Origin of the sequence: Novosphingobium nitrogenifigens DSM 19370 (genome assembly GCF_000192575.1) — a bacterium.
Lineage (GTDB): Bacteria > Pseudomonadota > Alphaproteobacteria > Sphingomonadales > Sphingomonadaceae > Novosphingobium > Novosphingobium nitrogenifigens.
On sequence record NZ_GL876926.1, the window covers coordinates 119,744 to 143,657 of the forward strand.

Genomic DNA, 23,914 nt, shown 5'->3' on the forward strand with positions numbered 1-23,914 from the left:
GGGGCGACGCCATGGTGGCGTCTCCCCCAGCCTGTCTTCATTCAAATCCGAAAAAGCGGACCTGCTCGTCGAGCGGGACGCGCTGGCGCTCAAAATTGTTGGCCGCAGCATCGGGATCTCGCCAGCCGATGGCGAGCCCGCAGAACAGCAGGGTGTCGTCCGACAGTCCCAGATGTGCCTTGATGGTGCGGCCATAGGTGCCCATGTATTCTTGCGCGCATGTGTCGAGCCCTTCGCCGCGCAGCAGCAGCATGATCGTCTGCAGCCACATGCCGACATCCGACCACTGCGGCTCCTTCATGAACTTGGGGAAATGGCACAGCAGCAGGACTGGTGCGCCGAACGAGATCAGGTTGCCCCGGACCACGGCATTGCGGCGTTCGGTTGCATCGCGGGGAATGTCCATCGCCTCGTAGAGGGCAGCGCCGGTCGCGCGCAGGCGGTCCTGGTATTTGTCGACGCTGCCGGGCGCGGACCAGTCGTATTCCTGCGGATCGTCCGGTTCGCTGGCGAGCAAGCGGTCCTGCAAGGCCTTGAGCGGCTCACCGGTCAGGACAATGGCTTCCCACGGCTGGTAGTTGCAGCCGGACGGCGCCATGCGGGCCTGTTCGAGTACGCGGCGAATGGTTTCGAACGCAACTGGGCGATCGAGAAAGGCGCGCACGGAACGGCGCGATGCGACGGCTTCGACAATATCCATGAATTCTCCGGGGCCCCAATGGTAAGTCGGCTGCGTGCCGACGCGGTACGCGGGGCAAGAGATATGATTGCGTATCGCTTTTGCAACTTTTCTTTGGGGCGCGGGCGCCACAGAATGAGGGCCGGCATCGCTGCCGGCCCCCACTGTCGTCCACCAATGGGCCCGGTGCCGAACCGCGCCAAGCGGGGGTCTGCCGATGGTGTCCCTGTCGAGAGGCAGGGCGACATCCCGTCTTGGCCATCAGGATGGGCAAACCCCGCGGGGAGGGGCCATCCGTGAAGAGCCGTTGCACCAGTCGCCTCAGGATTCGACAGAACATGCATGCGCGCAAAAGTTCTGTTTCTCCACAAAGGCGGACGTCGGTCCTTTCGCCTGTCGACCGCGACACCGCTCCCGATCTCTATGGCCGGCCGATGCGAGAGCGGCAGGCCCAAGGGCGGACGGACCCCCGCGGATCGGGGGAAGGGGTTTGGCCATCGTTCGGGGAAGCAGTCCAGATCGATACATCCCCCTCTTTGCAAAGGGCACGATAGGTCGATCCCGAAGGCCTGCATTCGTTCGATGTCCATTCCGGACTTCGCGCCGCTGGTCATCTGGCCAAGAGTGCGACCGTAGAGGCACTCACCTTGGCAATGATGTTCCGACACGCGTCAGGTACCGGCGTAAGGGGCGAAAATTCCCATTGCGATCAATCAGATGATTGGTCGTTTCAGGGTGATTTCCCGTCCCTGTCCACGAAAGCTGCGCCTCTCTGGCGAGTCGTTCAAGCACAAATTGCAAGGTCCCGGACATCGCCGGACAAGTGATTGAGCGAGGCCTGAAAAAAGAAAAAGGGGTCGGTTGCCCGACCCCTTTTCCCGATTTCGTGTTCCGGTCTCTCCGGTGGATCAGCGGTCGCGCTGGGCCAGAAGACGAAGGCGAAGCGCGTTGAGCTTGATGAAGCCGGCTGCGTCCTTCTGGTCATAGGCGCCCGCGTCGTCCTCGAACGTCACGTGGCGTTCGGAATAGAGGCTGTCGGGCGACTTGCGGCCGACCACCAGCGCCTGGCCCTTGTAGAGCTTGAGGCGGACGGTGCCGTTGACGCGTGCCTGCGAGTGATCGATCGCAGCCTGCAGCATTTCGCGTTCGGGCGAGAACCAGAAGCCGTTGTAGATCAACTCTGCATACTTGGGCATCAGCTCGTCCTTGAGGTGCGCGGCACCACGGTCGAGCGTGATCGATTCAATCCCGCGATGCGCGACCGCATAGATCGTGCCGCCCGGGGTTTCGTACATGCCGCGGCTCTTCATGCCGACGAAGCGGTTCTCGACGAGGTCGAGGCGGCCGATGCCGTGCTTGCGCCCATATTCGTTGAGCGTGGTCAGCAGGGTCGCGGGGCTCATCGCGACGCCGTTGATCGCGGTGCCGTCGCCCTTGTCGAAATCGATGGTGATGTATTCCGGCTCATCCGGCGCGTCTTCGGGATTGACCGTGCGCGAATAGACGTAGTCGGGAACTTCGGCCCAGGGATCTTCCAGAACCTTGCCTTCCGACGAGGTGTGGAGAAGGTTGGCGTCGGTCGAGAACGGGCTTTCCCCGCGCTTGTCCTTGGGCACCGGGACCTGATGGGCTTCGGCCCAGGCGATCAGCGCGGTACGGCTGGCGAGATCCCATTCCCGCCACGGCGCGATCACCTTGATGCTGGGATCGAGCGCATAGGCGGACAGTTCGAAACGAACCTGGTCGTTGCCCTTGCCCGTGGCGCCGTGAGAGACGGCGTCGGCGCCGGTTTCCTTGGCGATTTCGATCAGGCGCTTGGAGATCAGCGGGCGCGCGATCGACGTGCCGAGCAGATAGTCGCCTTCATAGCGGGCATTGGCGCGCATCATCGGGAAGACGAAATCGCGCACGAATTCCTCGCGCAGGTCGTCGATATAGATGTGCTCGGGCTTGATCCCGAGAAGTTCGGCCTTGGCGCGTGCGGGCTCGAGTTCCTCGCCCTGGCCGAGGTCGGCGGTAAAGGTCACCACTTCGCAGTTATAGGTGACTTGCAGCCACTTCAGGATGACGGAGGTGTCAAGCCCGCCGGAATAGGCAAGGACGACCCGCTTGATTTCGGACATGTACGACTCCTGCTGGCACGTAGGGCAAGGATAAGTGGGCGCGCGCGTATCAGGGGCGCGGGGCTTGTGCAACCGCTGCGGCGTGGCTTGCCGTCACTCTTTCCCCACCCCGAGCCGCAATGCGGGCAGCGCAAGGCCAAGCGTGGCGGCCCGAAACACGTAACTCAGCAGCAATGCGGCCCAGATCCCGGTGTCGCCGAACGGTCGAAAAGCAAGGTCGCAGGCAAGGTAAGCCGCAGTCGAGACCACCGCCGCATTGCGCAGCGCGCGTCCCTGGGTCGCGCCGATGAAGACGCCGTCCAGCAGCCAGCTCGGCGCGCCGATCAGCGGGGCGAGGGCCGCCATGGGCAGGAGCGCCAGAGCGGTTTGGCGCACGCCCGGATCGGTCGCGATCGTGGCAATGCCCCATCGACCACCGACAAGGAACAGCACCGCGAGCAAGGCCCCGCCGCCAAGGGCGAATTCTCCCGACAGGCGGGTGGCGCGATCGAATGATGCCCGCGATTTGGCGCCGAGCGCGTGTCCTACGCGTTCCTCGGCCGTCATGGCAAAGGCATCGAGGACATAGGCGGCCAGTTCGATGAATTGCATCAGCACGTGGTTCGCGGCCAGAGTGATTGCCCCGAGGCGTGCCCCGGCATTGGCGAACCAGGTGAACAGCACGAGCAGGGCGATCGTGCGGATCATGAGGTCGCGATTGACCGCGAACAACCGGACCAGCCGGTCGCGTGCGACAAGGACACGGAACCCCGCCTTGGAAAAGAGCGCGAGCGGGCGTGCGCCGCCCGGCCCGAGGGCAAGGGCAAGTCCGAGCACGAGCGCAGTCCATTCGGCCGCCGCCGTCCCGAGGCCCGCGCCCTGCGCGCCAAGACCGAAATGCCAGACGAGCAGCGTGTCGAGCGCGACGTTGACGGCATTCATCACGAGTTGGAGGACGAGCGCGAGACGGGTCCGCCGACACCCGACCAGCCAGCCGTTGATCGCAAATCCGGCGAGTGCGGCAGGCGCGCCGAGAAAACGCGCGGCAACGAAGGCATGGGCGGGCGCGGCGACGCCTCCACCGGGCGGCAGGGCAAAGAATGCGAGGCCCATGATCGGTCCCGCCAGCGCCAGCAGGGCCAGTCCGATCACGCCCCCGATCGTCACGCCACGGATCAGCAGGGCATCGCTTTCCCGCACGTCGGCAGCGCCCCGGGCCTGTGCGACCAGTCCCGACATGCCCATGCGCAGGAAACCGAAAGTCCAGAACACGAGATTGATGATCGCCGAGCCGAGCGCCACGCCCGCAAGGGCCGCGGCATCGCCGGTGCGCCCGATGATGGCGGTGTCGACAATTCCCACCAGTGGGACGGAGGCCTGCCCGAGCATGATCGGCCAGGTCTGCGCAAGAACCGCGCCGCGTGTCAGCGGGCGCTCGGCGTGATGGCCATGGTCCGGGTGCCCCGGTGGAATGGTTGCCTCGGTCGATGGGGCTTGGGATGCAAGGCCGTCGGTCATGGAGGGGGCATCGCCTCAAGCGGACGCTCTGGCAAGGGGGGCGGAGAAGACAACAATTGTTCCGGGCCGGGGTTGTTCCGGGCCGGGATGATCCCCGCCCAGGCATGGCGCTGCCGCCGGTGTCCCTGTCCGGCGCCGCGTACGCCGGACAGGGTGCGTCCCGAAATAGTTTTCTCATCGCCTTGGTGCCGGCCCGCAAACCGATTGGTCTGCGGTTCCGAAACAGGACAGCATGACGTTCATCACGACTGCATCAGGCCGTATTTGCGTATCGGCCCGGTACATTCTGGGTGAGCGGGTCGGGATGCGTCGCCGCATTTCCGACGGATAGCAGAAGCCAGGACCCCCCGAGCCCTTGGCAACCCTCCGGAGCTATGGCCAATCCGCTTGTCGCACGTTCGTCCTTCCGCCGTTTCGGACCGGCCTTGCGCTGGTCCTTCGATTGGTGGCGAGAGACAGTGAAACAGGGACTTTGCCTAAGGGCATCTCCAGACCAATGGAGATCGGATGGACTCTGTGGGGAGGTGGCTTCGGAATCTGGTGAATCCGTTTTTAAGATATTGAAAAATAACCATAAAATATTGGTTATTACTTAAGTAATAATATCCCCGAAACCGATCAAAATTCTCGGTGCATCGCAGCATGAAAGTGCCGAAACCCGGGCGAACGATGTCGTTCGCCCGGGTCATGGAGCTGATGGATGAGCGAACCGGAAACTCACCGAGGGTGAATTTTGATTCGGTCTCTCAATCGGTTAGCGGCAACGTACGTTGTTGCGGTCGATCGACCGCCCGAGCAGCGCGCCACCGGCTGCACCCAGGATCGTCCCGGTTGCATGGTCACCGCCGGAATCGAGTGAACGGCCCACCAGGGCGCCGACGCCCGCACCGATCAGAAGGCCGGTCGTGCCGTTGCTGCGGCGGCAGTGATAGCGTCCGTCGTCCCCGCGCCAGATACGGTCGCGGGGACCGACCGGACGGTCTTCGTGGTAATCGCGACCATAGTGGTCGTGTGGATGGGCAAGGGCCACGCCGGGCGCCGTCGCCAGCATCGCGGGCAGCAACAGGGCCGGGGCCAGTCGAGTCAGCCACTTGGAATTGCGCATTGTCTGGTCCTCTTTTTTTCGTCGTGCGACAATGCACTCGCCTTTGCCGCCGGGCTGACAACGGGGGCTGAACGGGCCGTTGGGATGTGGCAATGTCGCGGCGAGCGGATTTGACGGCTTGTGGTGGCGAGCGTTGCGGCTACCTTGGCGTCATGCAGTTCGACCTTCTCGATGTTTTCGCTTCCGGCTCGTTGACCGGCAATCCTCTTGCGGTCGTGCGAGGCGGCGACGCGCTCGACAGTGCGCAGATGCTGGCTCTGACACGCTGGCTGGGCTTTTCGGAAACCACGTTTGTGTTGCCGCCGACCATGGATGGCGCGGATTACAGGGTGCGCATCTTCTATCCGGCGGGGGAATTGCCCTTTGCCGGGCATCCGACACTGGGAACGGCAGCAGCCTGGCTGGCGGCGGGCGGCAAGCCGGCTCGGGATGGAGTGATCGTGCAGGAATGCGGGGTCGGCCTTGTCGAGGTGCGGCAGGAGGGGGAAACCCTTGCCTTTCGCGCGCCGCCGCTGGTGCGTTCGGGGCCGCTCGATCCGGCCGACCGGGCCGAAGCGATCCGCATCGCCGGTGTCGCGGAAGCCGATGTCGTGGCCGCCGTTCATGCGAACAATGGCCCGGACTGGCATCTCCTCCATCTCGTGTCCGCCCAAGCGGTTCTCGCGGCGCGTCCGGTGCCGACGGCGCCGATCGGAACCGATGTCGGTCTCGTCGGACCTTGGGGCGAAGGGCATGAGCGCCAGTTCGAAGTCCGCGCGTTCTTTGCCGATGCCAACGGACGGTTGGTCGAGGACCCCGTCACAGGCAGTCTCAATGCCTCGGTGGCGCAATATCTGCTGGGCGCCGGATTGACGGCGGCGCCGGGCTATCGAGCGGGGCAGGGACGCAGCATCGGTGCCGACGGTCACATTGATCTTGCCATCGACGACAGCGGGATCTGGGTCGGAGGCCGGGTGAGGATCGTGGCCCGCAATGCGACGCTTACTATTTAGGGACGGGCGATTTAGGAGAGGTTGCCCGCCCAGATTTCGCGCCCCTCTACCGTGGTCAGGAAATTGCGGATCATGACAGCATGGTTCGACCGCAAATGCGCGAGTGCCAGTCGTGCCGTGGGAGCAGCGTCGGCGATCGTCCGATAGACGACGCCCGCCAGAGCGAGCTGGCGCATGGACAGCGGGACGATCGAGACACCCTGTTCAGCAGCGACCAGCGACAGGACCGAGGCGATCTGCGGTGCCGTTTGTCCGAGGCGCGGCTCGAACCCCACGCTGCGACAGGCGTTGATGGCTTCGTCGAACAGGGTCGGGCCGACCACGCGGGGCGTCAGGATGAACATGTCCTCGGCCAAGTCGGCGAGGCGCACGGTGCTCTCATCACCATGTGCGAGCAGGCGATGGGCAGAGGGCAGGGCCAGCACCATGGGTTCGTCGGGAAGCGGCGCCAGCTTCATGTCGGCAACGTCGATCACCCCCGGACGCATGAAGGCCACGTCGATGCTTCCGTCGCGCAGGCCATTGCCGAGCGTGGTGCTGTTTCCTTCGGTCAAAGTCAGCTCGACATCGGGATAACGGCGGCGAAAGGCGCGAAAGGCCATCGGCACCAGCGGGTTCATGGCGAGGGATCCGGTAAAGCCCACGCGCAGAACGCCGGTTTCCCCGCGTCCCGCGCGCTGGGCGGCGGCGACGGCATGGGCGACCTGGCCGGGGATGGCTTCGATCGCGGCGCGAAAGGCTGTGCCTGCTTCGGTCAGTTCGGCGCCATGAGGGACGCGGCGGAACAGCGGCATGCCGACCTCGGTTTCAAGATCGCGGATCTGCTGGCTGAGAGGGGGTTGGCCGATGCCGACGCGCGCGGCAGCCCGCGTGAAATTGCGCTCGTCGGCGACGGCGAGGAAATAGCGGATGTGGCGCAGTTCCACGGTATATCCAAAAGCAATTGCAAACGTGGCTTTCATATATTGGACTTGCAGGGGGCGGATGTCCACATCTGCACACATGGTCCCGCGCCCTTCTTCTTCAGCACCCGCAGCCGTGTTCGCCGGAATCGAACGGGGCAGTCCGGCCTATCGCCGGGCCAGCCTTGCGCTGTTCCTTGCCGGTTTCGCGACGTTTTCGCTGCTCTATTGCGTGCAGCCGCTCTTGCCCGAATTTGCCCGCGACTATCGGATTTCTCCGACGGCCAGCTCGATGGCGCTGTCCCTGACGACCGGCGCGCTCGCTGTATCGATCCTTGTCAGCGGGGCCGTGTCGCAAGGGTTGCCCCGACGTGGGCTGATGTTCGCCTCGATGTTGCTCGCGGGGCTGTGCAATCTTCTGGCGGCCCTTGCCCCGAACTGGTCGCTGTTGCTTGCCGCGCGGTTTTGCGAAGGGCTCGTGCTCGGCGGTGTTCCGGCCGTGGCGATGGCCTGGCTGGCAGAGGAAATCCATCCCCGCGATCTGGGCAAGGCGATGGGGCTCTATGTCGCGGGCACGGCTTTTGGCGGGATGATGGGCCGGGTCGGCATGGGGCTGCTGGTCGAATGGGAAAGCTGGCGTCTGGCGATGGCGACGCTCGGGGCGCTCGGGCTCGCCTCCGCGCTGGGGTTTGCCGTGCTCTTGCCGCCCTCGCGGCGCTTTGTGGCGGCGTCGGCACTGGGCCTCGGGCACCACGTTCGGGTCTGGTCGTCGCACTTGCGCCACCGCGACCTGCCGCGCCTGTTTGCGATCGGTTTCCTGCTCACCAGCGTTTTCGTGACCCTGTTCAACTATGCGGGCTTTCGCCTGTCGGCGCCGCCGTTCCGGCTGGGGCCGACCGCGATCAGCCTCATTTTCCTGAGCTATATTTCGGGCATGTTTGCCTCTCCCTGGGCCGGGCAACTCGCTGACCGGTTCGGGCGTCGTCGGCCGCTGACCGGATCGCTGGCGCTGATGGTGACGGGATCGCTGATCACCCTGTCGGTGTCGTTGCCTGTCGTTGCGATCGGCATCCTCCTGGTCACCATCGGCTTTTTCGGGGCCCATGCCGTCGCCAGCGGCTGGGTCGGTCGTCTTGCCGGAGATGCCAAGGGCCACGCCTCGTCGCTGTACCTCCTGTCCTATTACATGGGGTCGAGTTTCGTCGGCTCGGCAGGCGGCTGGTTCTGGCAGGCTCATGGCTGGGCCGGAGTCGTTGGCCTGACCAGCGTGCTGGCCGCTCTTGCCGTGGGTCTTGCTCTCTCGCTCGGAGGTGCGGCCCGTGGCTAAGCCGTCGTTGGTGCTCTTGCCGGGCCTGTTGTGCGATCGGGAATTGTGGCGGGCCCAGACTGCCGCGCTTGGCAGTGTCGCATCGTGTCAGGTAGCCGATCTCACGCGTGACGACACCATCGGGGCGATGGCCGAACGGGTGCTGGCTCATGCGCCTGCCCGTTTCGCGCTCGCGGCGTTGTCGATGGGGGGCTATGTCGCCTTCGAAATTCTGCGCCGGGCGCCGGAACGGGTGGAGCGGCTTGCCTTGCTGGCGACCTGCGCCGCACCCGACAGTGACGAGCGTGCACGGCAAAGGCGCAGCGCCATGGCGACTTTGGAAATGGGCCGCTTCAAGGGAGTTACGGGGCGGATGCTGCCGCAGCTTGTCCATGCCGGGCATGTCCACGGGGCGGTCGGCGAAGTGGTGCAGGCGATGGCCGCTCGCGTCGGTGCCGAGGCATTTTTGCGACAGCAGCAGGCCATCCTGCGTCGTCCCGACAGCCGTTCCATCTTGCCCTCCATCGTGATGCCGACAGTGATCGGTGTCGGGGACGATGACCGGCTTACCCCGCCATCCGAAGCGGAAGAGCTTCATCGCGGCATTGCCGGAGCGCACTTTCACCTCTTTGCACGATGCGGTCATTTGCCGCCGCTCGAATGTCCGGATGAGACCACTGCGCTGTTGCGTCATTGGCTTCAGCCTTGATGGAGCGATAAATCGATGACCGAATTGAACGATGCCGACTTGCGTCTTGCCACTTATGGCACGCTCGCGCCCGGGCGGCCCAATGCGCATCAGCTTGCCGATCTTGGCGGGACTTGGGCCACCGGGGTCGTTCGTGGACGCCTGATTGCGCAAGGCTGGGGCGCCGATCTTGGCTTTCCGGGGATGGTGCCGGACGAGGACGGCGAAGAAATCGCCGTCCATCTGTTTTACTCATCCGAGCTTCCGGCGCATTGGCCCCGGCTCGATGCCTTCGAAGGCGAAGGATATCGTCGCGTGCCGGTGCAGGTCCTGACCGAGCAGGGTTTGGTCTGGGCCAGTATCTACGCGCTGGCCGCCGGTCAGTTGCCGCAGGCCGAATAGTCGCCCGACTGGCAGGCCGAGACGGCGCGCCGCCAATTGGCCATGTCGTGTTCGTATTGCTGGCGGCTGCGGACATAGGCGTCGTTTTGTGCGGCATAGCGGGCATCGCGTTCGCGAACGTGGGCGCTCTCGCGCAGATTGAGGCGCCGGATGATCTCGTGGTCGCGGGCGCGGGCCCGGGCGCTGCGCATGGTCGGGTCGTGCGGGTCGTCTGCCATGGCAATCGTGGGCACGGCAGCAGTCATGATGGCTGCGCAAAGCAGCGTGGCGATCCTCATGTCGGTCTACGGTCCTTCCTGTATGGCATTCCCGTTTATCAACGGGATGGAAGAGGCCGCAAATCCGATGCGACGGACCGTGACCGCCTCGTCGTGGAAGCGGTGCGGTCCGTCGCTTGGTGTTTGATTGGAATTCCGGCGTTGCCGGAATTCCAATGAGCGGCACCGGCCCTCTCCCCCACCCGACCACCCATAGGGTATTATCGTTGGGTGGTCGGGTGGGGGAGAGGGCCGGTGCCGTCTTCAAAATTCGCCCGGCAGCGAATTTTGTATCAGACTCTTTTGGGATTTATCCCAGCGCCGCCTGCTTTTCTTCGGCGAGGCGGTCGAGTTCGGCGCGGGTCTTGCGCTCGGCCGCAGTCTTGAGCTGACCGCAGGCGGCATCGATGTCACGGCCGCGCGGAGTGCGCACGGGTGCCGAGATGCCTGCTTCGAACACGATGTCGGAAAACCGCTTGATCCGTTCGGGCGTCGAACATTCGTAAGGCGCGCCGGGCCAGGGATTGAACGGGATCAGGTTGACCTTTGCCGGAAGCTTGTACTTGCGGATCAGGCGGACCAGTTCGCGCGCGTCCTCGTCGCTGTCGTTCTTGTCCTTCAGCATGACGTATTCGAACGTGATGCGACGGGCGTTGGAAGCGCCCGGATAGGCTGCGCAAGCCGACAGCAGTTCTTCGAGCCCGTACTTGCGGTTGATCGGCACGATCTCGTCGCGCACTTCCTTGGTCACCGCATGGAGCGACACGGCGAGATTGACGCCGATCTCGTCGCCACAACGATCCATCATCGGCACGACGCCGCTGGTCGAAAGGGTGATGCGGCGCTTCGACAGGGCAAGGCCGTCGCCGTCCATCACGATCTTGAGCGCGTCGCGCACATTGTCGAAGTTATAAAGCGGCTCGCCCATGCCCATCATGACGATATTGGTGAGCAGACGTCCGTCGGCGGTATAGGCCTGTGCGCCTTCGGGATCGTCCTCGGGGTCTTCGTCGAGCCCGGCCATCGTCCCGCCGCCCTTGGGCCATTCGCCCAGAGCGTCACGCGCCAGCATGACCTGCCCGACGATTTCGCCCGGCGTCAGATTGCGGACCAGACGCATCGTCCCGGTGTGGCAGAAACGGCAATTGAGCGTGCAGCCGACCTGGCTCGACACGCACAGCGTGCCCCGGTCCGCGTCGGGAATGAACACCATTTCGAAATCGTGGTTGTCCGCCGTGCGCAAAAGCCACTTGCGGGTGCCGTCGCTCGACGCCTGTGCGGTCACGATCGAAGGACGGTCGATGACGAAGCGTTCGCTCAGCCACGGGCGCATCGTCTTGGCGATGTCGGTCATCGCGTCGAAATCGGTGACGCCGCGATGGTAGATCCAGTGGAACACCTGTTTCGCGCGCAGTTTGGCGGCGCGGGCGTCGAGTCCGGCAGTGGCGAAAAGCTCGGTGATCGCCTTGCGCGGCAAGCCGACAAGGTCGATCCGCCCATCTTCGCGCGGGGTTACATCACGGGGAACGGGCACCGGGTCCACATGGCCCGGGATCGGCATCAACGGTGTCGGCATTGCCCGTATATAAGGCCTGCCGTCCATATTCGCAAATCCGCAAGATGCGACCGGGGGCGAGGTCATCCGGCCCCCGAATTTGGGGCGTTTGTAATACATTGTCTCAAATCGGCTTTCCCCCCTGTCCCGGCGGAAGGGAGCGCCTCGCACATTCGTTGTCCTGTCCGACAGGGGCACGCGAGGCGATGGAGAAGTCGATGAAGAAGTTTCAGGCCGCGATGGTTTGCGGGGGAATGCTGGCCATTGCGACCCCGGCCTTCGCCCAGAGCGGGTACTATTTCGAGGACGACGAAGAGCAGATCGACGAGAAGACCTGGCCGGCGCTGGGCTTTGGCGGCGGACATATCGAGGCGATCGTCGGGTTCGACCACATGACCGGGCACAGCCTGAAAGATATCGATTCCACGGCGAATTTCTTCAATTCGGCCAACGGCGTCGCGTACGGCGGCGGTATCGGTTACGACTACACGCTCAATCCCACCATGGTTCTGGGCGCCGAATTCGACGTGACCGGCAGCACCGCCGACTGGAAAAACCCCAACGTATCGAGCACGTTCAACATGACGCGGATGCGCGTGGGGCGTGACATCTTCCTTGGTGGGCGTTTCGGGTTCCTGCTCAATCCCAAGAACCTGTTCTATGTGAAAGCAGGCTTTGCCAATACGCAGTTCAGCATCACCGGAGAGAACACCGGTGAAACGCTTCACTATGATTCCAACTCAAGCGGCCTGCGCTTTGGTTTCGGCGTGCAGCATCGCCTGACGAAGAAGACTTATGCCAAGATCGAGTACGATTATTCGCACTATGGCAGCGGTCAGTTCAACTACAAGGGCACGACGCCTGATGCCAGCTACTTCGCGCTGAAGAATGACCGTCACCAGTTGATGGCGAGCATCGGCTTCAAGTTCTGATCGAAATCAGGCGTTGGCGCAGCCCAGGCTCGCTGCGTCCATGGCAGAGGCCGCACCGGCGAGGCGATAGGCGTCGCGCATGGTGTGGCCGTCGCTGCCTTTGGCAAGGACGGTCATCTCGCTGCCCGAACGCATGGCGGCAATGATCGCCGCGTCCATGCGTCCGTCCATCGCCCAGGCGTCGATGCCGCCCGGCTTGAGCGCGAATTTTGCCGATCCGATGATCAGGGCGACCGGGCTTCCGGCGGCAAGCGGGCGCGACAGATGGATATGCAATTCGCCCCGAATACCGCGTTTGGGCCAGGTGGCGACGGTTGTATAGGGCTGGCTCGGACGATGGCTGCCGGGTTGGGGCAGGGCCATGGCAATGGCGTAGCAGCGGGGAACCGCGGGATCGCGAAAGGCGCCCCAGTCGTTCCACACGCCCAGCATGTCGCGGGCCTGCGCCGCGCCGCCGACGAGCGCGCAGGCACAGGCAGAAAGAGCAATCCGCCGGGCAATCCGCCGGGGAGTCGAACGAGGGCTCATCAGCCCTCGGCCAGATCGCGCCAGGCGACGACATCGTTCGAGGTCGCGATCCACAGGCCGTCCTGCACGGCGGGTTCCTGTTGCGCGGCAAGCGCCATGGCGTCGGACAAGGGGCCGTACATCAAAGTCTGGGCGACACCGCCTTCGGGCCCATCGCTCAGGTAATAGAGGCGCACGGTCGCATCTTCATAGGTGGTGCGCATCAGTCTGTCCCGTCGCTATCGTCGCGCTTTTTCCCGGCAAGGTCGCGTTCGGTGCGCGTGGTTTCGGCCTTGCGGATTTCGCGGGCCGCGCGGGTTTCGCCGAACCGGGTACGGTTCTGCGCCGCGGCCTGTTCGGCGGTTCGACGATCGCGCGCTTTCCGGGCCATGCGCAAGTTGACGATCTCGGCCATCAGGCGTGTTCCGTGCCTTGCTTGCTGCCGTAAAGCACGCGCTCTGCGCCGTCTTCGATCAGCGCGATCGAGCCTTGCACCAGCGACGGGGCAATGGCGGTTCCAAACTGCGGGTGGACCGGGAAACCGCCGAGCATCCCACGCAGAACCCGGCTGGAAATGCCGTGCATGACGACGATGTGGTCGCCCGGGGCCGAACCGGGGCCCGACAGCCAGCGGGACAGGCGCGCGGCGATCGCGGGATAGTCCTCGCCATCGGGCGCCGGCAGCAGCAGATGGTCGGGCGTGCGGATCGAGCCGACCTCGGCTTCGATCTCGGCATAGGAGCGCAGGCACCAGCTGCCCATGTCGATTTCCTTGAGGTCCATCGTGCGATGGGCGGAAAACCAGTCGATCCCGAGCTGTTCGGCAATCAGCGAGAGCGTTTGCAACGCGCGACCGGTGTCCGAGACGTGCACATGGGCGGCAGGAGCGTGGCCCAGCGTTTCGCGCAGCGCTTCACCCATGCGCGTCGCCTGTGTGCAACCCAGCGCGGTCAGCGGCGTGTGGATGGTGTTGGATTGCAGACGGCGCGTGAGATTGTAGACGGTTTCGCCGTGGCGCATGATGAAATAGCGTTTGCTGGCCATTGTCGCTTTCCTGTTTACGCCGCCCGGACCCAAGCCGACAGGCTCATGCTGCGGGATAGGAAATCGTCATGATTTCCCATTCCTTTTCACCGCCGGGCAGGCGCACGCGGCGCAAGTCACCGACGCGCGCGCCGCGCAGGGCCCGCGCGATCGGCGCTCCCCATCCGATCAGGCCCTTTCCGGCATCCTGTTCGTCGTCGCCCACCAGCGTGAGTGTGCGGCGGTTGTCATCCTCGTCGGCAATCTCGACCGTCGCGCCGAACAGGACGCGCTCGCGTTCCTGCTGCTGCACCGGGTCGATCACGCGCGCGGCTTTCATTCGGCGAGCAAGATGCGACAGTTCGCGGTCGATTTCCCGCATGCGCTTGCGGCCGTAGAGGTAGTCACCGTTTTCCGAACGGTCGCCGTTCCCGGCTGCCCAGCTCACGATTTCCACGATCTGCGGGCGTTCGGTGCCGAGCAGGTGGTCGTAACGGGCGCGCAGGGCTGCCATCCCGGCGGGTGTGATCGGATTGCCATCAGGTTTCATGATTGGATGGGCTTTAGCCGGTGATGTCGCGCAAGGGGAAGAGCGCAATCACCCCGGATTGGCTTTGCCGAGGAAATGGCTGAGCGGGTTGGGGCCGCCATAGGTCGCCTTGTCGGGGTTCATCGCCTCGTAGACGACTGCGTTTTCCAGGACGTGCTGCACATAGCCGCGCGTTTCGGCAATCGGGATGAGTTCGATCCAGTCGACCCATTCGACCTGGCCGGTGCGTGGGTCGCCATTGGCGCGCAGCCATTTGTTCACATTGCCCGCGCCCGCGTTGTAGGCGGCGACGGCCAGCGGATAGCTGCCCCCGAAATAGGAGCGCAGCCGGTCGAAATAGGCACTGCCGACCGACATGTTGAATTGCGGATCGGCAATCAGCGCGTCGGACGAGAACGACAGGCCGAGCTTGCCCGCCTGTTCATCGGCAGTGCGGGGCATCATCTGCATCAGCCCGCGTGCACCCGCATGGCTGATCGCGTTCTGCGCGAACTGGCTTTCCTGACGGATGATCGCATGGATCATCGTCCACGATCCGGTCTGCCCCGGCGGGACGGGGATCAGGGGAAAGGCAATATGCTGGAACGCGAGATAGCCGCGCGTTTCGGCGGCCTGCCCCACGATCACGCCCAGATCGCGGCGGCCGATATTCTCGGCCAGTTCCGCGACCAGTTCGTGCTGGCCGGGAGTCTGCTGCTGCTCGGCGATTTCCTTGAAAAAGCGGATGGTCGTGCGCCAATCGCCTTCGCGCGCAACTTCGCGCACGGCAGAGGTGAGGGGCAGCGCGGCAAAGCGGGCCCGTTCGTCCGGCGTCGGCTGGGGCAGCGGCGTCGCGGCAAAATTGGGAACCGGTTGCCCGAGCCGTTCGAGCGCGAGCAGGCCGTAGAACTGATCATTATAGCGGGCGGCATCGGCAAAGGCCGCTTGCGCCTCGGTCGCCCGACCAGCGCGGGTAAGGGCAAGACCGGCCCAGTAAAGCCCGCGCGACTTGGTGCCGGGGGTGCGGGCGGCATCGGCATAGCGGCGGAACAGGTTCGCGGCGGTGACGCCGTCGCCCTGCCGCCAGAGCGCCGTGGTTCCCCCCAGCCACATCAGCGAGGTGTAATCGTCGCGCAGTCCAAAGGACATCTGGCTGATGTCCTCGTTCGGTGCGAACGCGTCGATGGCTCCGGCCGCGATCCGCACTGTGCTGGCGCTGTCGCCGAACGCGGCACCGCCACGCGCGGCGGCGAGCAGTTCGCCGATCCAGTGAGGGCGGTCGAACGGTTGGGTGGCCAGCAGTGGGCGACCGGCAAGGTAACCGGCCTCGGCGCCGACGCGACCACTCATGCGCAATTGCCTCGCGCGTTGAAAGACGAAGCCGGGGTCGGCGTCGAGCGTCGCGGGCGGCAATCCGGCCGCGACATAGGGATCGCCACCCGACAGTGCGGCAATGCGGCCCTGCGCGATGGCGCGCACGGTCGGGGACGTCCACGGCAACAGGCGTTGCGCAGCGGGAACCGCGCCGGTCCAGAGCAGGGCGTCGATCCGCGCGTCATGGTCCTGCGTGGTGAGCGCAGTGCCCCAATTGGTAAGGATCGCGGTTTCCGCTGCATCGCCCATCACGCCGCCACGCCATGCCGCGCGTGCCATGGCGGCCGCTTCGGGCCGTCCGAGAGCATGGAGCGCAAGTGCATATTGCGCCCGGCCGGGATTGGTCAGCGGGGGATTGCGGTCGAAATAGGCGATCAGCGTTGCGGGCGGGGGCACGTCATGTTCGAGCGCGCTTTCGGCCGAGCGGCGCAGCCGGTCTTCGTCGGGAAAGCCCGGATAGGACTGCACGAAACCGGCATAGTCGGAAAAACCGAGCCGGGTCGTCGTCGTCAGCAGTTTCCACCGGTCGATTGCCTGCGCCATCGGCCCCTGACCCTGCGAGATCAGCGCCGCACGCGCCCGGTCCCAGGCAGACCCGTCGGTTCCACCCTCGCTCGCATGGCACGCGACCGATCCCGCGATCGCGGGGGCGAGCACCAGCGCCTTGGTCATCATCCGGCGCAGGCCATGCGGCTTGTCGAGCGCCATCGTCTTACGAAGGCGTTCGAAAGCGGGCGCAAATATCATGTCCGTGCTGGACATCCGGGGGGGCGTCTCCTTATCAGGCGCAAGTCGCTAATCGAGCCGGTTCGGCGCGTTGCCGGGCTGTTTCGAGTCCATAATGCCGCAAGTTGAGGAACAAAGTCCATGTTTTCCGGCTCCATTCCGGCTCTCGTCACTCCTTTTCGCGACGGAGCGTTTGATGAGAAAGCCTTTCGCAAGCTGGTCGACTGGCAGATAGAGAGCGGCTCGACCGCGCTTGTCCCCTGCGGCACCACCGGCGAAAACTCGACTCTATCGAATGCCGAACATCACCGCGTGATCGAGGTCTGCGTCGAGCAGGCTGCAGGACGCGTGCCGGTGATCGCCGGTTGCGGCAGCAACGACACCATGAACGCGCTGCTGCACATGAACTTTTCCAAGAAGTGCGGCGCGGCTGCCGCCTTGCTGGTCGCGCCTTATTACAACCGGCCGAGCCAGGCCGGGCTGATCGCGCATTTCAGCTATCTGGCCGAACACAACGAGCTGCCGATCATCCTTTACAATGTGCCCGGTCGCACGGTGACGGACATCCTGCCCGAAACCGTGTGCGAACTGGCCCGGCGTTTTCCCGATCGTATCGTCGGGATCAAGGATGCGAGCGGCGACCTGTCGCGCGTGACCGATCATCGCATGGGTATCGGAAAGCATTTCTGCCAGCTGTCGGGTGATGACGAACTCGCGCTTCCGGCCAATGCCGCCGGTGCGGTTGGTTGCATCTCGGTCACGGCCAATGTCGCGCCGCGTCTCTGCGCCGATTTCCAGAAGGCCTGCGCCGACAACGACATCGTCAAGGCGCGCGAGCTGAACGATCGACTCTATCCGCTCCACTACGCGATGTTCGAGGATGCTTCGCCGGGGCCGGTCAAGTATGCTCTGACCCGCGTCCATGAATGGATGACCGACGAGTTGCGCCTGCCGCTGGTTCCCTGCAGCGACGCGGCTCGCGAGGCGGTCGATGCCGCGCTCGTCCACGCCGGTATCCTCTGATCCTTTTGCGCCCCCGGCGACACTGTCATCCGGGGGCGTTTTCCTCTTTTCGACTTGGTCGCACTTCCCGCTCGAGGCGTCATTGGTCCTCGCGGGGGTCCTGTCCGGGCAGGGCGAAAGTCGCGCATGGCCCGTCACGTGCTGGCCTGAAATCGGGGCGCGCGTAAAATCCTCCGGATCGGTTCGATTTACCGCAATCCCGTATTATGCGGTTTTTCGCTGCACTTGCACCGTTTTTGCAAGAATTTGCCCTGCGATGAAGGAATTGCCACCAATTCGGCATCTGTCGATGGTGGCATGGGGCAGGGCTGTCGGCTAATGCCCTGATTGCAAGGGGTATTATATTGCATCTGCACAATTGCAATTTGAGCTGATGATGTTAGCATTACTATAAATTGAAAGGCCGCTTGGAGTCGTGTGGCCGCTGGAGAGTTTCTGCTGACTGATGCGTGACACTATGCGTCTGTCGTGACTTCATTTTGAATTTTATTCGTTATTGCCGTGCTGAAGGCTGTCTTGGTCTTGGTACAGGCGCTCGATTTCCCTGCCCGCCTCTGGCCGGGGATATGGAGGTGGCGATTTGTCGCGGGACGCTCTTTTCGGGTGTCTGCTGTGGCGGATTGCGGGTTCCGGATGTCCCCCCGTAAGCATCCGGCGCCAGACCTGATCAGTCTGCCTCCCTTTTTATTCGCGGGCGGCGTGAGGAGCGGGGCTCCCCACGCCGCATCGGAAATTCATCGGTCGATGAATTAGGTCATCGACCAGCCGTGGCTGGCGGTCAGCGATTGACCGGTGAGCGCGTTGGACTTGAACGCGGCAAAGAACAGCGCGACTTCGGCAATGTCATCAACGGTCGTGAATTCGCCGTCGACCGTCTGGCCGAGCATGACTTTCTTCACCACCTCTTCCTCGCTGATCCCGAGTTCCTTCGATTGCTCGGGGATCTGCTTGTCGACCAGCGGGGTACGGACGAAGCCGGGGCAGATCACGTTGGTGCGCACGCCCTTGGGGCCGCCTTCCTTGGCGATGACGCGGGCAAGGCCGAGCAGGCCGTGCTTGGCCGTGACATAGGCGCTCTTGAGCGGGGAGGCTTCCTTGGAATGGACCGACCCCATGAACAGGATCGCGCCCGAACCTTTTGCATACATGTGGGGCAGGACCGCCTTGCTGGTGAGAAAAGCGCCGTCGAGGTGGATCGCCAGCATCTTCTTCCAGTCGGAAAAGGCAAAGGCCTCGACCGGATTGACGATCTGGATCCCGGCATTGGAGACCAGCACGTCGACGCCGCCCCATCGGGCGACGACCGCTTCAACACCGGCGTTGACCTGGCTTTCGTCGGTCACGTCCATCGCCACGGCCATCGCCGCGCCGGGATGGTTCGCATTGATGGCGTCTGCTGCCGCCTGCGCGGCTTCGAGCTTGAGGTCGGCGATGGCGACTTTGGCGCCCGCGTCGGCATAGCGCTTGGCAATGGCAAGGCCGATGCCGCTGGCTGCGCCGGTGACGATCGCAATCTTGGTGTCGAGATTCATGAGGGTCTCCATCTCTCCGGAAACGGTTTTTGGGGGTGTTCAGCCAAGGTCGAGCGTGACGATGCCCTGGCTTGGGGGATGGCGGTGACGCCAGCGGGGACTGGCCAGCGAGCGGGCGACGTCGTCCATGCCCGATTGCCAGTGCCCGTCGACAGTCATGCGCGAGAATTCATAGTCCTTGGCTTCGGATTCATAGCCTTCGGCCCGATTGATGAGATGCATGATCGTGACCGCGCCGCAAGTGTGATGCTGGGTCAGTGTGGCGACATCGGGATCGTCGCGCAGGTGTTCGGGCAATTTGTCGATCAGCCGCGCGGCAGCGGCCTGCAATTGCGCGATCCGCTTGTGGATGTCGGTGTTGAGCCGAGTGCGGCTCGAAAAGCGGATGTCCTTCTCGCGCTGCGCGGCTTCGGCCAGAGTGCGCGGCATCATACCCCGCGCGCTGAACAGATCGACCTGAAACACCAGCAGGGGATCGGCGCGGCGTTCGTCCAGCACGAATTCGAGCGGTGTATTGGAAACGATGCCGCCGTCCCAGAACGGCTCTCCATCGATCATCATCGGCGGGAAACCGGGCGGCAGGGCGCCGCTGGCCATGATGTGCTCCGGCCCGATCCGCCGTTCGCGATTGTCGAAATAGACGAAATTGCCGGTCAGGACATTGACCGCACCAACACTGAACCGCAGCGGCCCGTCATTGAGCAGGTCGAAATCGACGAGTTCCAGCAAGGTCTCGCGCAAGGGCGCGGTATCATAGAGGCTGATCGCTTCGGGCGATCCGGGCAGGGCGGTCCAGGGTGTCGACCATCGCGGCGTGAAAAATCCGGGTATCCCGGTCATCGCGATCGTTGCTGCCGCGCCTTCGTTGAAGAGCTTGCGCCCCCAGCCGTCTTCATAAGGGGAAGGGAAGGGGACCCGGCTCGACGCTCTGGTCCAGAAAGCCCGCAAGGCCGAGACGCGCTTGTCCGGAGGATTTCCCGCGATCAGCGCGGCATTGACCGCCCCGATCGAAATGCCCGCCACCCATTCGGGGATATAGTCGGAAGCTGCGAGTGCCTCATAGACACCGCCCTGATAGGCGCCGAGCGCGCCTCCTCCCTGAAGCACCAGAACACATCGTTCAGCCTGCTCGGCTCTTGCCATTGGCGCGCCTCTCGCTTTCTTGCGCGCACAGCATGCGCCGCGCTTTATGAAACGTGCAAGTCAAACCGGAGTTCCCGGAAAATTCAGGATGATGTTGGCTCTTTCCCGGCCTTCGCGCGATCTTCGTGCTTGATCCCTTTGCAATTCGGGGCCGGGCACCCTAGATGATCGTCGATCATGGCCCGTCCCACTCCCCCTGCATTCGACAAGAAGAAAATCGTCGCCGAAAACCGCCGTGCGCGTTTCGATTATTATATCGAGGACGTGTACGAGGCCGGGATCGTGCTGACCGGGACGGAGGTCAAATCGCTGCGCTTTGGCGAAGGCTCCATCGCGGAAAGCTATGCCGAAGTGAAAAACGGCGAAGTCTGGCTGATCAATTCCAACGTCCCGGAATTCAGCCACGGCAACCGCTTCAATCACGAGCCCAAGCGCCCGCGCAAGCTCTTGCTCAAAGAGCGCGAGATCGACCGGTTTCACGGTGCGGTCGAGCGCAAGGGAATGACGCTGGTGCCGCTGTCGGTCTATTTCAACGGTCGCGGTCGCGCCAAGGTCGAACTCGCGCTCGCGCGCGGCAAGAACGCTGCGGACAAGCGTGCGTCGATCAAGGAACGCGACTGGAAGCGCGACAAGGCGCGGATCATGCGCGACCACGGATAAACTGCAGTTTATCCGTGGGTCAGGCTGCGCCTCAGAACCGCTTTTGCAGGAAGAAACGGCTGTGGCCGACCGGGTAATCCCCGATCGTGCCGAACAGTGTAAAGCCCAGCTTTTCGTAAAAGCCGCGTGCTTGGAATTCGTAGGTGTCGAGCCAGATGCCGACGCACCCAACTTCGCGGGCGATTCGTTCGGCCTCGGCCATCAGCGCTCGGCCGTGGCCCCCGCCACGTGCTTCCTCGGGAACGGCGAGCAGTTCGACAAAGAGCCAGTCATAGCCGATCCGGCCCCAGAGGCCCCCGACGGTCACGCCGTTGTCGTCCTTCAACAGCACGGCGACCGGACGGATGCGCGGGTCACCCGCCTGACTGATGTTGAACGCGCGCAGGGGCGCGAGCACGGCTTCGCGGTCGGCATCCGTGGGTGCCGCAGGTACAGTGATCTGCAAGGTCATGGTTTCGCTTGGGGTTGGGCTCAGTGAGCCGCGCGCTGCTTGAGCGTGCTGGCGAAAAGACGTCCGAGCAGCCCGCGCAGAGTGGGATAATTGGCCTGTTCGTAGGTCGAATCCTTGCCCAGGGCGCCGGCGAGGCGGCGATGCGCTTCGGCCAACGAGTGATAGGGAAGGCTCGGCAGCAGGTGGTGCAGGGCGTGGAACCGCAGGCCGACTGGCGCCCAGATCCACGGCAGAACGCCGTCAGGGACGTTGGTGCTGTCGAGATACTGTGCCGTCACGGTCAGCGGATCGCCTTCGTTTTCCCAGCGATGGGCGACCAGCGTGCGGATCTGGTTGAGCACGGCAACGCCCGAGATGACGACCATGTAGCCCAGCAGAACGCGCAGGGGCAGAATGCCCAGGGCCGTGGTGGCGAGGATCGAGACGGCGACCACGCTGGCGCCCAGTTCTTCCCAGAACCACTGGCGAGCAAAAGCGCCTTCAGGGCTGCGACGTTCGTACTTGGGATTGATCTGCAACCCGGAAAAACGGGCGACGACCACGCGGCGCAGCGGCGGAATGACCATCGACAGCGGGCCGAGCACGCCGAAGCGCAGCAGCAGGCCGACCGGCATCAGCACCGAGATCAGCAGGAACAGCGGCAGCGACCATGGCTTCATCAGGGCCAGCGGCAGGTATTCGGGATCTTCCACCGTGCCATAGCGGGTACGGGTGTGGTGGATGATGTGAATGCCTTCGTACATGAACGAGGGCAGCATGGTCGGCACGCCCAGCACCAGGTTCCACACGAAGCGGAAACCGGGCAGCAAGGCGTGATTGAGATGGGTGATTTCGTGGATGAACAGCGTCGCGCGATAGAGCGCGATCACCGCGATAACCCAGAAAGCCACGGTTGCGAGCGGAGTCGGTGCCCAGATCACCCCGGCGAGCGCGGCATAGCCGACAGCAGTCGAGCCGAGGAAATCGGGCCAGTAGATCCAGGGATTGGGGCGCTGCAGGTCGCGGGTCAGTTCCGCCGCAGCGCGCAACATCGCTCGATCATCGGCGATGCCGGTGAGCTGGATGCGGGCGCCGGTCCCGGTACGGACGGCGGGCTGATTATCTTCGGGATGCGACGGCGCGGGGGCGTCCGACTTCCCAAGGACGTGCTGCATGAAACTCTCCAGTCAGTGCTGCAACAGTAATTGCCTGACACCATGGCGAATGTAAGGCAGCCGGGCGGCGGCCTTCAATGTCACGTGGCGGGCAAGGCGTGCTGCCGGGTCTTCGGCGGTATAGAGCCCGACGATCATCGCGGTCGCGTCATAGACCGGTCTGCTCGCAAGTCTATGCCCGGCTTCGTAACGACGCAACAGTAGCGAGGAGCCGATGTCGCGTCCCCGCGCCGCGGCTTGGCGGATGAGCGCGGCAAGGCGAACGGCCCCCGCAAGGCCGAGATTGAAGCCGTGCGCGGTAACCGGGTGCATGCCCACGGCGGCATCGCCGATCAGCGCCGCGCGCGTGGCGGCGAAATGACGGGACCATGTGACGGCGAGCGGATAGACCTGAGGGTCGGCAACGACCTGCATCGCGCCGAGCCGACGATGGTACCGGCGCGTCAGTTCCTGACCCAGAGCATCGCGGGGAAGGGCGGCGATCCGGTCGATCTCGTGCGAGGGCAGAGTGAGCACCGCCGAGGACATGTGACCGTTGAGAGGCAGCATGGCAAAGGTCTGACCATGGTCGAACCATTCGGTCGCTACGCCTTCGTGATCGCCTTCATGCGTCACACGACAGACCATCATCGATTTTCCGAGCCGGTTGATCCGGGCGCCGATGCCGAGTTGATCGCGAATGGCCGAAAAGCGCGAATCCGCTGCGATTAGCAGACGGCCTTCGAGGCGGCTTCCATCGCTCAGTTCGACCCAGGCCCCCTTGCGGTCGGTTCCGGCTGCCTTGACAGTGGCCCCGTCGACGAGGGTGAAGCCGGGCTGATCCTTCGTCGCGGCAAAGAGGGCGCGGCGGATGCAGTGGTTGGGAATGAGTGTCCCGAGCCGGTCGGCATCGGTTCCGGCGGTGTCGAAGGAAAGGGCGAGCGGGGAGCGGCCGTTAAAGACGCGGGCCTCGCGCAAGGGAGCGACTTCGGCGGGATCGATCCGGTCCCAAGCGCCAAGATCGCGCAAATGCGCCACCGAGCGATGCGTCAGAGCGATTTCGCGACCGTCGAAAGCGGCGTTTTCGAGGCTTTCGCGCGTCTGCCGCTCGACCACGGCCAATGACAGGCCGGTCCCGGCAAGCGCGCGGGCAAAAGCAAGGCCTGCCGGTCCCGCGCCGACCACGATCACGTCAAATTTCGACATTGAGCCTCCAGTCCGGGCATGTCCGGTCAGGGAAGAAGCCGGCATTCGATCGGTGTGCTCCGGGTGGCCTAGGCCCCATTGCAATGCGGAAAAATGATGTGGGTCAATCGCGAGGGAAGGCGTCTTTCCCGTGCGAGGTCATGCAAGAACGGGCCGGAGTTCGACTTTC

General features: G+C 64.1%; 25 protein-coding genes. 7 read left to right on the forward strand and 18 right to left on the reverse strand.

Annotated features, from left to right (window positions below; genetic code table 11):
* Window positions 1-37: 37 nt before the first annotated feature.
* The 4 genes from Y88_RS00975 to Y88_RS00990 all read right to left on the reverse strand — a co-directional run bounded on the left by Y88_RS00975 (window position 38) and on the right by Y88_RS00990 (window position 5,404).
* Window positions 38-700, reverse strand: coding sequence for a nitroreductase (locus tag Y88_RS00975; RefSeq protein ID WP_008065325.1), 663 nt, complete (start codon window positions 698-700; stop codon window positions 38-40).
* A gap of 887 nt (window positions 701-1,587) precedes the next feature.
* Complete coding sequence (locus Y88_RS00980; protein ID WP_008065334.1) at window positions 1,588-2,802, reverse strand: argininosuccinate synthase; 1,215 nt, start codon at window positions 2,800-2,802, stop codon at window positions 1,588-1,590.
* Between the two features lie 93 nt (window positions 2,803-2,895).
* A complete protein-coding gene (locus tag Y88_RS00985; RefSeq protein ID WP_008065335.1) occupies window positions 2,896-4,299 on the reverse strand; it encodes an MATE family efflux transporter in 1,404 nt (467 codons plus the stop codon).
* 754 nt (window positions 4,300-5,053) lie between these two features.
* Window positions 5,054-5,404: a glycine zipper 2TM domain-containing protein gene (locus Y88_RS00990; RefSeq protein ID WP_008065337.1), complete on the reverse strand. Its 351-nt coding sequence runs from the start codon at window positions 5,402-5,404 to the stop codon at window positions 5,054-5,056.
* Window positions 5,405-5,556: 152 nt separating this feature from the next.
* Between Y88_RS00990 and Y88_RS00995 the strand changes: the two genes are divergently transcribed.
* Window positions 5,557-6,396 carry a PhzF family phenazine biosynthesis protein gene (locus tag Y88_RS00995; RefSeq protein WP_008065338.1) on the forward strand — a complete coding sequence of 280 codons (840 nt, stop codon included), beginning with the start codon at window positions 5,557-5,559 and terminating at the stop codon, window positions 6,394-6,396.
* Between the two features lie 11 nt (window positions 6,397-6,407).
* Here Y88_RS00995 and Y88_RS01000 read toward each other — a convergent pair whose 3' ends face one another.
* Window positions 6,408-7,322, reverse strand: a complete 915-nt coding sequence (locus tag Y88_RS01000) for a LysR family transcriptional regulator (protein ID WP_026166787.1) — start codon at window positions 7,320-7,322, stop codon at window positions 6,408-6,410.
* A 58-nt stretch (window positions 7,323-7,380) separates the two neighbouring features.
* On the opposite strand from Y88_RS01000, the gene Y88_RS01005 reads away from it, so the two are divergent.
* From Y88_RS01005 to Y88_RS01015, 3 genes are read left to right on the forward strand one after another with little or no spacing between them, the layout of a single operon-like run.
* Window positions 7,381-8,625 (forward strand): MFS transporter, encoded by a 1,245-nt coding sequence (locus tag Y88_RS01005; RefSeq protein WP_232280871.1) that lies wholly within the window; start codon window positions 7,381-7,383, stop codon window positions 8,623-8,625.
* A complete protein-coding gene (locus Y88_RS01010) occupies window positions 8,618-9,313 on the forward strand; it encodes an alpha/beta fold hydrolase (protein WP_157132563.1) in 696 nt (231 codons plus the stop codon). Before Y88_RS01005 ends, Y88_RS01010 begins: the two co-directional genes overlap by 8 nt.
* 15 nt (window positions 9,314-9,328) lie before the next feature.
* Window positions 9,329-9,694 (forward strand): gamma-glutamylcyclotransferase family protein, encoded by a 366-nt coding sequence (locus Y88_RS01015; protein WP_008065349.1) that lies wholly within the window; start codon window positions 9,329-9,331, stop codon window positions 9,692-9,694.
* Here Y88_RS01015 and Y88_RS01020 read toward each other — a convergent pair.
* Together Y88_RS01020 and rlmN are read right to left on the reverse strand one after the other, a co-directional pair.
* Window positions 9,673-9,972: a hypothetical protein gene (locus tag Y88_RS01020; protein WP_008065350.1), complete on the reverse strand. Its 300-nt coding sequence runs from the start codon at window positions 9,970-9,972 to the stop codon at window positions 9,673-9,675. The two genes, Y88_RS01015 and Y88_RS01020, sit on opposite strands and share 22 nt — an antisense overlap.
* Window positions 9,973-10,261: 289 nt before the next feature.
* A complete protein-coding gene (gene rlmN, locus Y88_RS01025; protein ID WP_008065351.1) occupies window positions 10,262-11,527 on the reverse strand; it encodes a 23S rRNA (adenine(2503)-C(2))-methyltransferase RlmN in 1,266 nt (421 codons plus the stop codon).
* Between the two features lie 197 nt (window positions 11,528-11,724).
* Here rlmN and Y88_RS01030 point away from each other — a divergent pair, with 197 nt between their 5' ends.
* Entirely contained in the window at window positions 11,725-12,438 is a 714-nt protein-coding gene (locus Y88_RS01030; RefSeq protein WP_232280872.1) for an outer membrane protein, read from the forward strand.
* A 6-nt stretch (window positions 12,439-12,444) separates the two neighbouring features.
* Here the strand turns inward: Y88_RS01030 and Y88_RS01035 are convergent, their stop codons facing one another.
* Genes Y88_RS01035 through Y88_RS01060 form a run of 6 tightly spaced genes read right to left on the reverse strand, consistent with a single transcriptional unit; the run spans window position 12,445 to window position 16,633 of the window.
* On the reverse strand, window positions 12,445-12,966 hold the full coding sequence (locus Y88_RS01035; RefSeq protein WP_008065354.1) for a hypothetical protein: 522 nt from the start codon (window positions 12,964-12,966) through the stop codon (window positions 12,445-12,447).
* Window positions 12,966-13,169, reverse strand: a complete 204-nt coding sequence (locus Y88_RS01040; protein WP_008065355.1) for a hypothetical protein — start codon at window positions 13,167-13,169, stop codon at window positions 12,966-12,968. Before Y88_RS01040 ends, Y88_RS01035 begins: the two co-directional genes overlap by 1 nt.
* Complete coding sequence (locus tag Y88_RS01045) at window positions 13,169-13,360, reverse strand: DUF4169 family protein (RefSeq protein ID WP_008065356.1); 192 nt, start codon at window positions 13,358-13,360, stop codon at window positions 13,169-13,171. The genes Y88_RS01040 and Y88_RS01045 overlap by 1 nt, the downstream gene beginning before the upstream one ends.
* Window positions 13,360-13,989, reverse strand: a complete 630-nt coding sequence (locus tag Y88_RS01050) for a histidine phosphatase family protein (RefSeq protein WP_008065358.1) — start codon at window positions 13,987-13,989, stop codon at window positions 13,360-13,362. Before Y88_RS01050 ends, Y88_RS01045 begins: the two co-directional genes overlap by 1 nt.
* A 43-nt stretch (window positions 13,990-14,032) precedes the next feature.
* Window positions 14,033-14,518: a GreA/GreB family elongation factor gene (locus Y88_RS01055; RefSeq protein ID WP_008065360.1), complete on the reverse strand. Its 486-nt coding sequence runs from the start codon at window positions 14,516-14,518 to the stop codon at window positions 14,033-14,035.
* Between the two features lie 48 nt (window positions 14,519-14,566).
* Window positions 14,567-16,633 carry a lytic transglycosylase domain-containing protein gene (locus Y88_RS01060; protein WP_018075297.1) on the reverse strand — a complete coding sequence of 689 codons (2,067 nt, stop codon included), beginning with the start codon at window positions 16,631-16,633 and terminating at the stop codon, window positions 14,567-14,569.
* 105 nt (window positions 16,634-16,738) lie between these two features.
* Between Y88_RS01060 and dapA the strand changes: the two genes are divergently transcribed.
* Window positions 16,739-17,620: a 4-hydroxy-tetrahydrodipicolinate synthase gene (dapA, locus tag Y88_RS01065; RefSeq protein ID WP_008065364.1), complete on the forward strand. Its 882-nt coding sequence runs from the start codon at window positions 16,739-16,741 to the stop codon at window positions 17,618-17,620.
* Between the two features lie 749 nt (window positions 17,621-18,369).
* Here dapA and Y88_RS01070 read toward each other — a convergent pair.
* The gene (locus Y88_RS01070) at window positions 18,370-19,152 is read right to left on the reverse strand and encodes a 3-hydroxybutyrate dehydrogenase (RefSeq protein ID WP_008065366.1); all 783 of its coding nucleotides are present in this window, start codon (window positions 19,150-19,152) and stop codon (window positions 18,370-18,372) included.
* 39 nt (window positions 19,153-19,191) lie between these two features.
* The gene (locus Y88_RS01075) at window positions 19,192-20,295 is read right to left on the reverse strand and encodes a DUF3734 domain-containing protein (RefSeq protein WP_008065367.1); all 1,104 of its coding nucleotides are present in this window, start codon (window positions 20,293-20,295) and stop codon (window positions 19,192-19,194) included.
* A gap of 177 nt (window positions 20,296-20,472) precedes the next feature.
* Here Y88_RS01075 and smpB point away from each other — a divergent pair, with 177 nt between their 5' ends.
* Entirely contained in the window at window positions 20,473-20,955 is a 483-nt protein-coding gene (gene smpB, locus Y88_RS01080; protein WP_008065369.1) for an SsrA-binding protein SmpB, read from the forward strand.
* Window positions 20,956-20,986: 31 nt separating this feature from the next.
* On the opposite strand, the gene Y88_RS01085 is transcribed toward smpB, so the two are convergent.
* Genes Y88_RS01085 through ubiM form a run of 3 tightly spaced genes read right to left on the reverse strand, consistent with a single transcriptional unit; the run spans window position 20,987 to window position 23,745 of the window.
* Entirely contained in the window at window positions 20,987-21,406 is a 420-nt protein-coding gene (locus tag Y88_RS01085; RefSeq protein WP_008065371.1) for a GNAT family N-acetyltransferase, read from the reverse strand.
* A gap of 20 nt (window positions 21,407-21,426) precedes the next feature.
* A complete protein-coding gene (locus tag Y88_RS01090; RefSeq protein ID WP_008065376.1) occupies window positions 21,427-22,560 on the reverse strand; it encodes a fatty acid desaturase family protein in 1,134 nt (377 codons plus the stop codon).
* A 12-nt stretch (window positions 22,561-22,572) separates the two neighbouring features.
* Window positions 22,573-23,745 carry a 5-demethoxyubiquinol-8 5-hydroxylase UbiM gene (ubiM, locus tag Y88_RS01095; protein WP_008065378.1) on the reverse strand — a complete coding sequence of 391 codons (1,173 nt, stop codon included), beginning with the start codon at window positions 23,743-23,745 and terminating at the stop codon, window positions 22,573-22,575.
* Window positions 23,746-23,914: the final 169 nt, after the last annotated feature.

What these genes read in the sequence shown, in the direction of transcription:
- Y88_RS00975 (WP_008065325.1), bottom strand. Translation starts at nt 700, where the DNA reads ATGGATATTGTCGAAGCCGTCGCATCGCGCCGTTCCGTGCGCGCCTTT.
- Y88_RS00980 (WP_008065334.1), bottom strand. Translation starts at nt 2,802, where the DNA reads ATGTCCGAAATCAAGCGGGTCGTCCTTGCCTATTCCGGCGGGCTTGAC.
- Y88_RS00985 (WP_008065335.1), bottom strand. Translation starts at nt 4,299, where the DNA reads ATGACCGACGGCCTTGCATCCCAAGCCCCATCGACCGAGGCAACCATT.
- Y88_RS00990 (WP_008065337.1), bottom strand. Translation starts at nt 5,404, where the DNA reads ATGCGCAATTCCAAGTGGCTGACTCGACTGGCCCCGGCCCTGTTGCTG.
- Y88_RS00995 (WP_008065338.1), top strand. Translation starts at nt 5,557, where the DNA reads ATGCAGTTCGACCTTCTCGATGTTTTCGCTTCCGGCTCGTTGACCGGC.
- Y88_RS01005 (WP_232280871.1), top strand. Translation starts at nt 7,381, where the DNA reads ATGTCCACATCTGCACACATGGTCCCGCGCCCTTCTTCTTCAGCACCC.
- Y88_RS01015 (WP_008065349.1), top strand. Translation starts at nt 9,329, where the DNA reads ATGACCGAATTGAACGATGCCGACTTGCGTCTTGCCACTTATGGCACG.
- Y88_RS01020 (WP_008065350.1), bottom strand. Translation starts at nt 9,972, where the DNA reads ATGAGGATCGCCACGCTGCTTTGCGCAGCCATCATGACTGCTGCCGTG.
- rlmN (WP_008065351.1), bottom strand. Translation starts at nt 11,527, where the DNA reads ATGCCGACACCGTTGATGCCGATCCCGGGCCATGTGGACCCGGTGCCC.
- Y88_RS01030 (WP_232280872.1), top strand. Translation starts at nt 11,725, where the DNA reads ATGAAGAAGTTTCAGGCCGCGATGGTTTGCGGGGGAATGCTGGCCATT.
- Y88_RS01035 (WP_008065354.1), bottom strand. Translation starts at nt 12,966, where the DNA reads ATGAGCCCTCGTTCGACTCCCCGGCGGATTGCCCGGCGGATTGCTCTT.
- Y88_RS01040 (WP_008065355.1), bottom strand. Translation starts at nt 13,169, where the DNA reads ATGCGCACCACCTATGAAGATGCGACCGTGCGCCTCTATTACCTGAGC.
- Y88_RS01045 (WP_008065356.1), bottom strand. Translation starts at nt 13,360, where the DNA reads ATGGCCGAGATCGTCAACTTGCGCATGGCCCGGAAAGCGCGCGATCGT.
- Y88_RS01050 (WP_008065358.1), bottom strand. Translation starts at nt 13,989, where the DNA reads ATGGCCAGCAAACGCTATTTCATCATGCGCCACGGCGAAACCGTCTAC.
- Y88_RS01055 (WP_008065360.1), bottom strand. Translation starts at nt 14,518, where the DNA reads ATGAAACCTGATGGCAATCCGATCACACCCGCCGGGATGGCAGCCCTG.
- Y88_RS01060 (WP_018075297.1), bottom strand. Translation starts at nt 16,633, where the DNA reads ATGTCCAGCACGGACATGATATTTGCGCCCGCTTTCGAACGCCTTCGT.
- dapA (WP_008065364.1), top strand. Translation starts at nt 16,739, where the DNA reads ATGTTTTCCGGCTCCATTCCGGCTCTCGTCACTCCTTTTCGCGACGGA.
- Y88_RS01070 (WP_008065366.1), bottom strand. Translation starts at nt 19,152, where the DNA reads ATGAATCTCGACACCAAGATTGCGATCGTCACCGGCGCAGCCAGCGGC.
- Y88_RS01075 (WP_008065367.1), bottom strand. Translation starts at nt 20,295, where the DNA reads ATGGCAAGAGCCGAGCAGGCTGAACGATGTGTTCTGGTGCTTCAGGGA.
- smpB (WP_008065369.1), top strand. Translation starts at nt 20,473, where the DNA reads ATGGCCCGTCCCACTCCCCCTGCATTCGACAAGAAGAAAATCGTCGCC.
- Y88_RS01085 (WP_008065371.1), bottom strand. Translation starts at nt 21,406, where the DNA reads ATGACCTTGCAGATCACTGTACCTGCGGCACCCACGGATGCCGACCGC.
- Y88_RS01090 (WP_008065376.1), bottom strand. Translation starts at nt 22,560, where the DNA reads ATGCAGCACGTCCTTGGGAAGTCGGACGCCCCCGCGCCGTCGCATCCC.
- ubiM (WP_008065378.1), bottom strand. Translation starts at nt 23,745, where the DNA reads ATGTCGAAATTTGACGTGATCGTGGTCGGCGCGGGACCGGCAGGCCTT.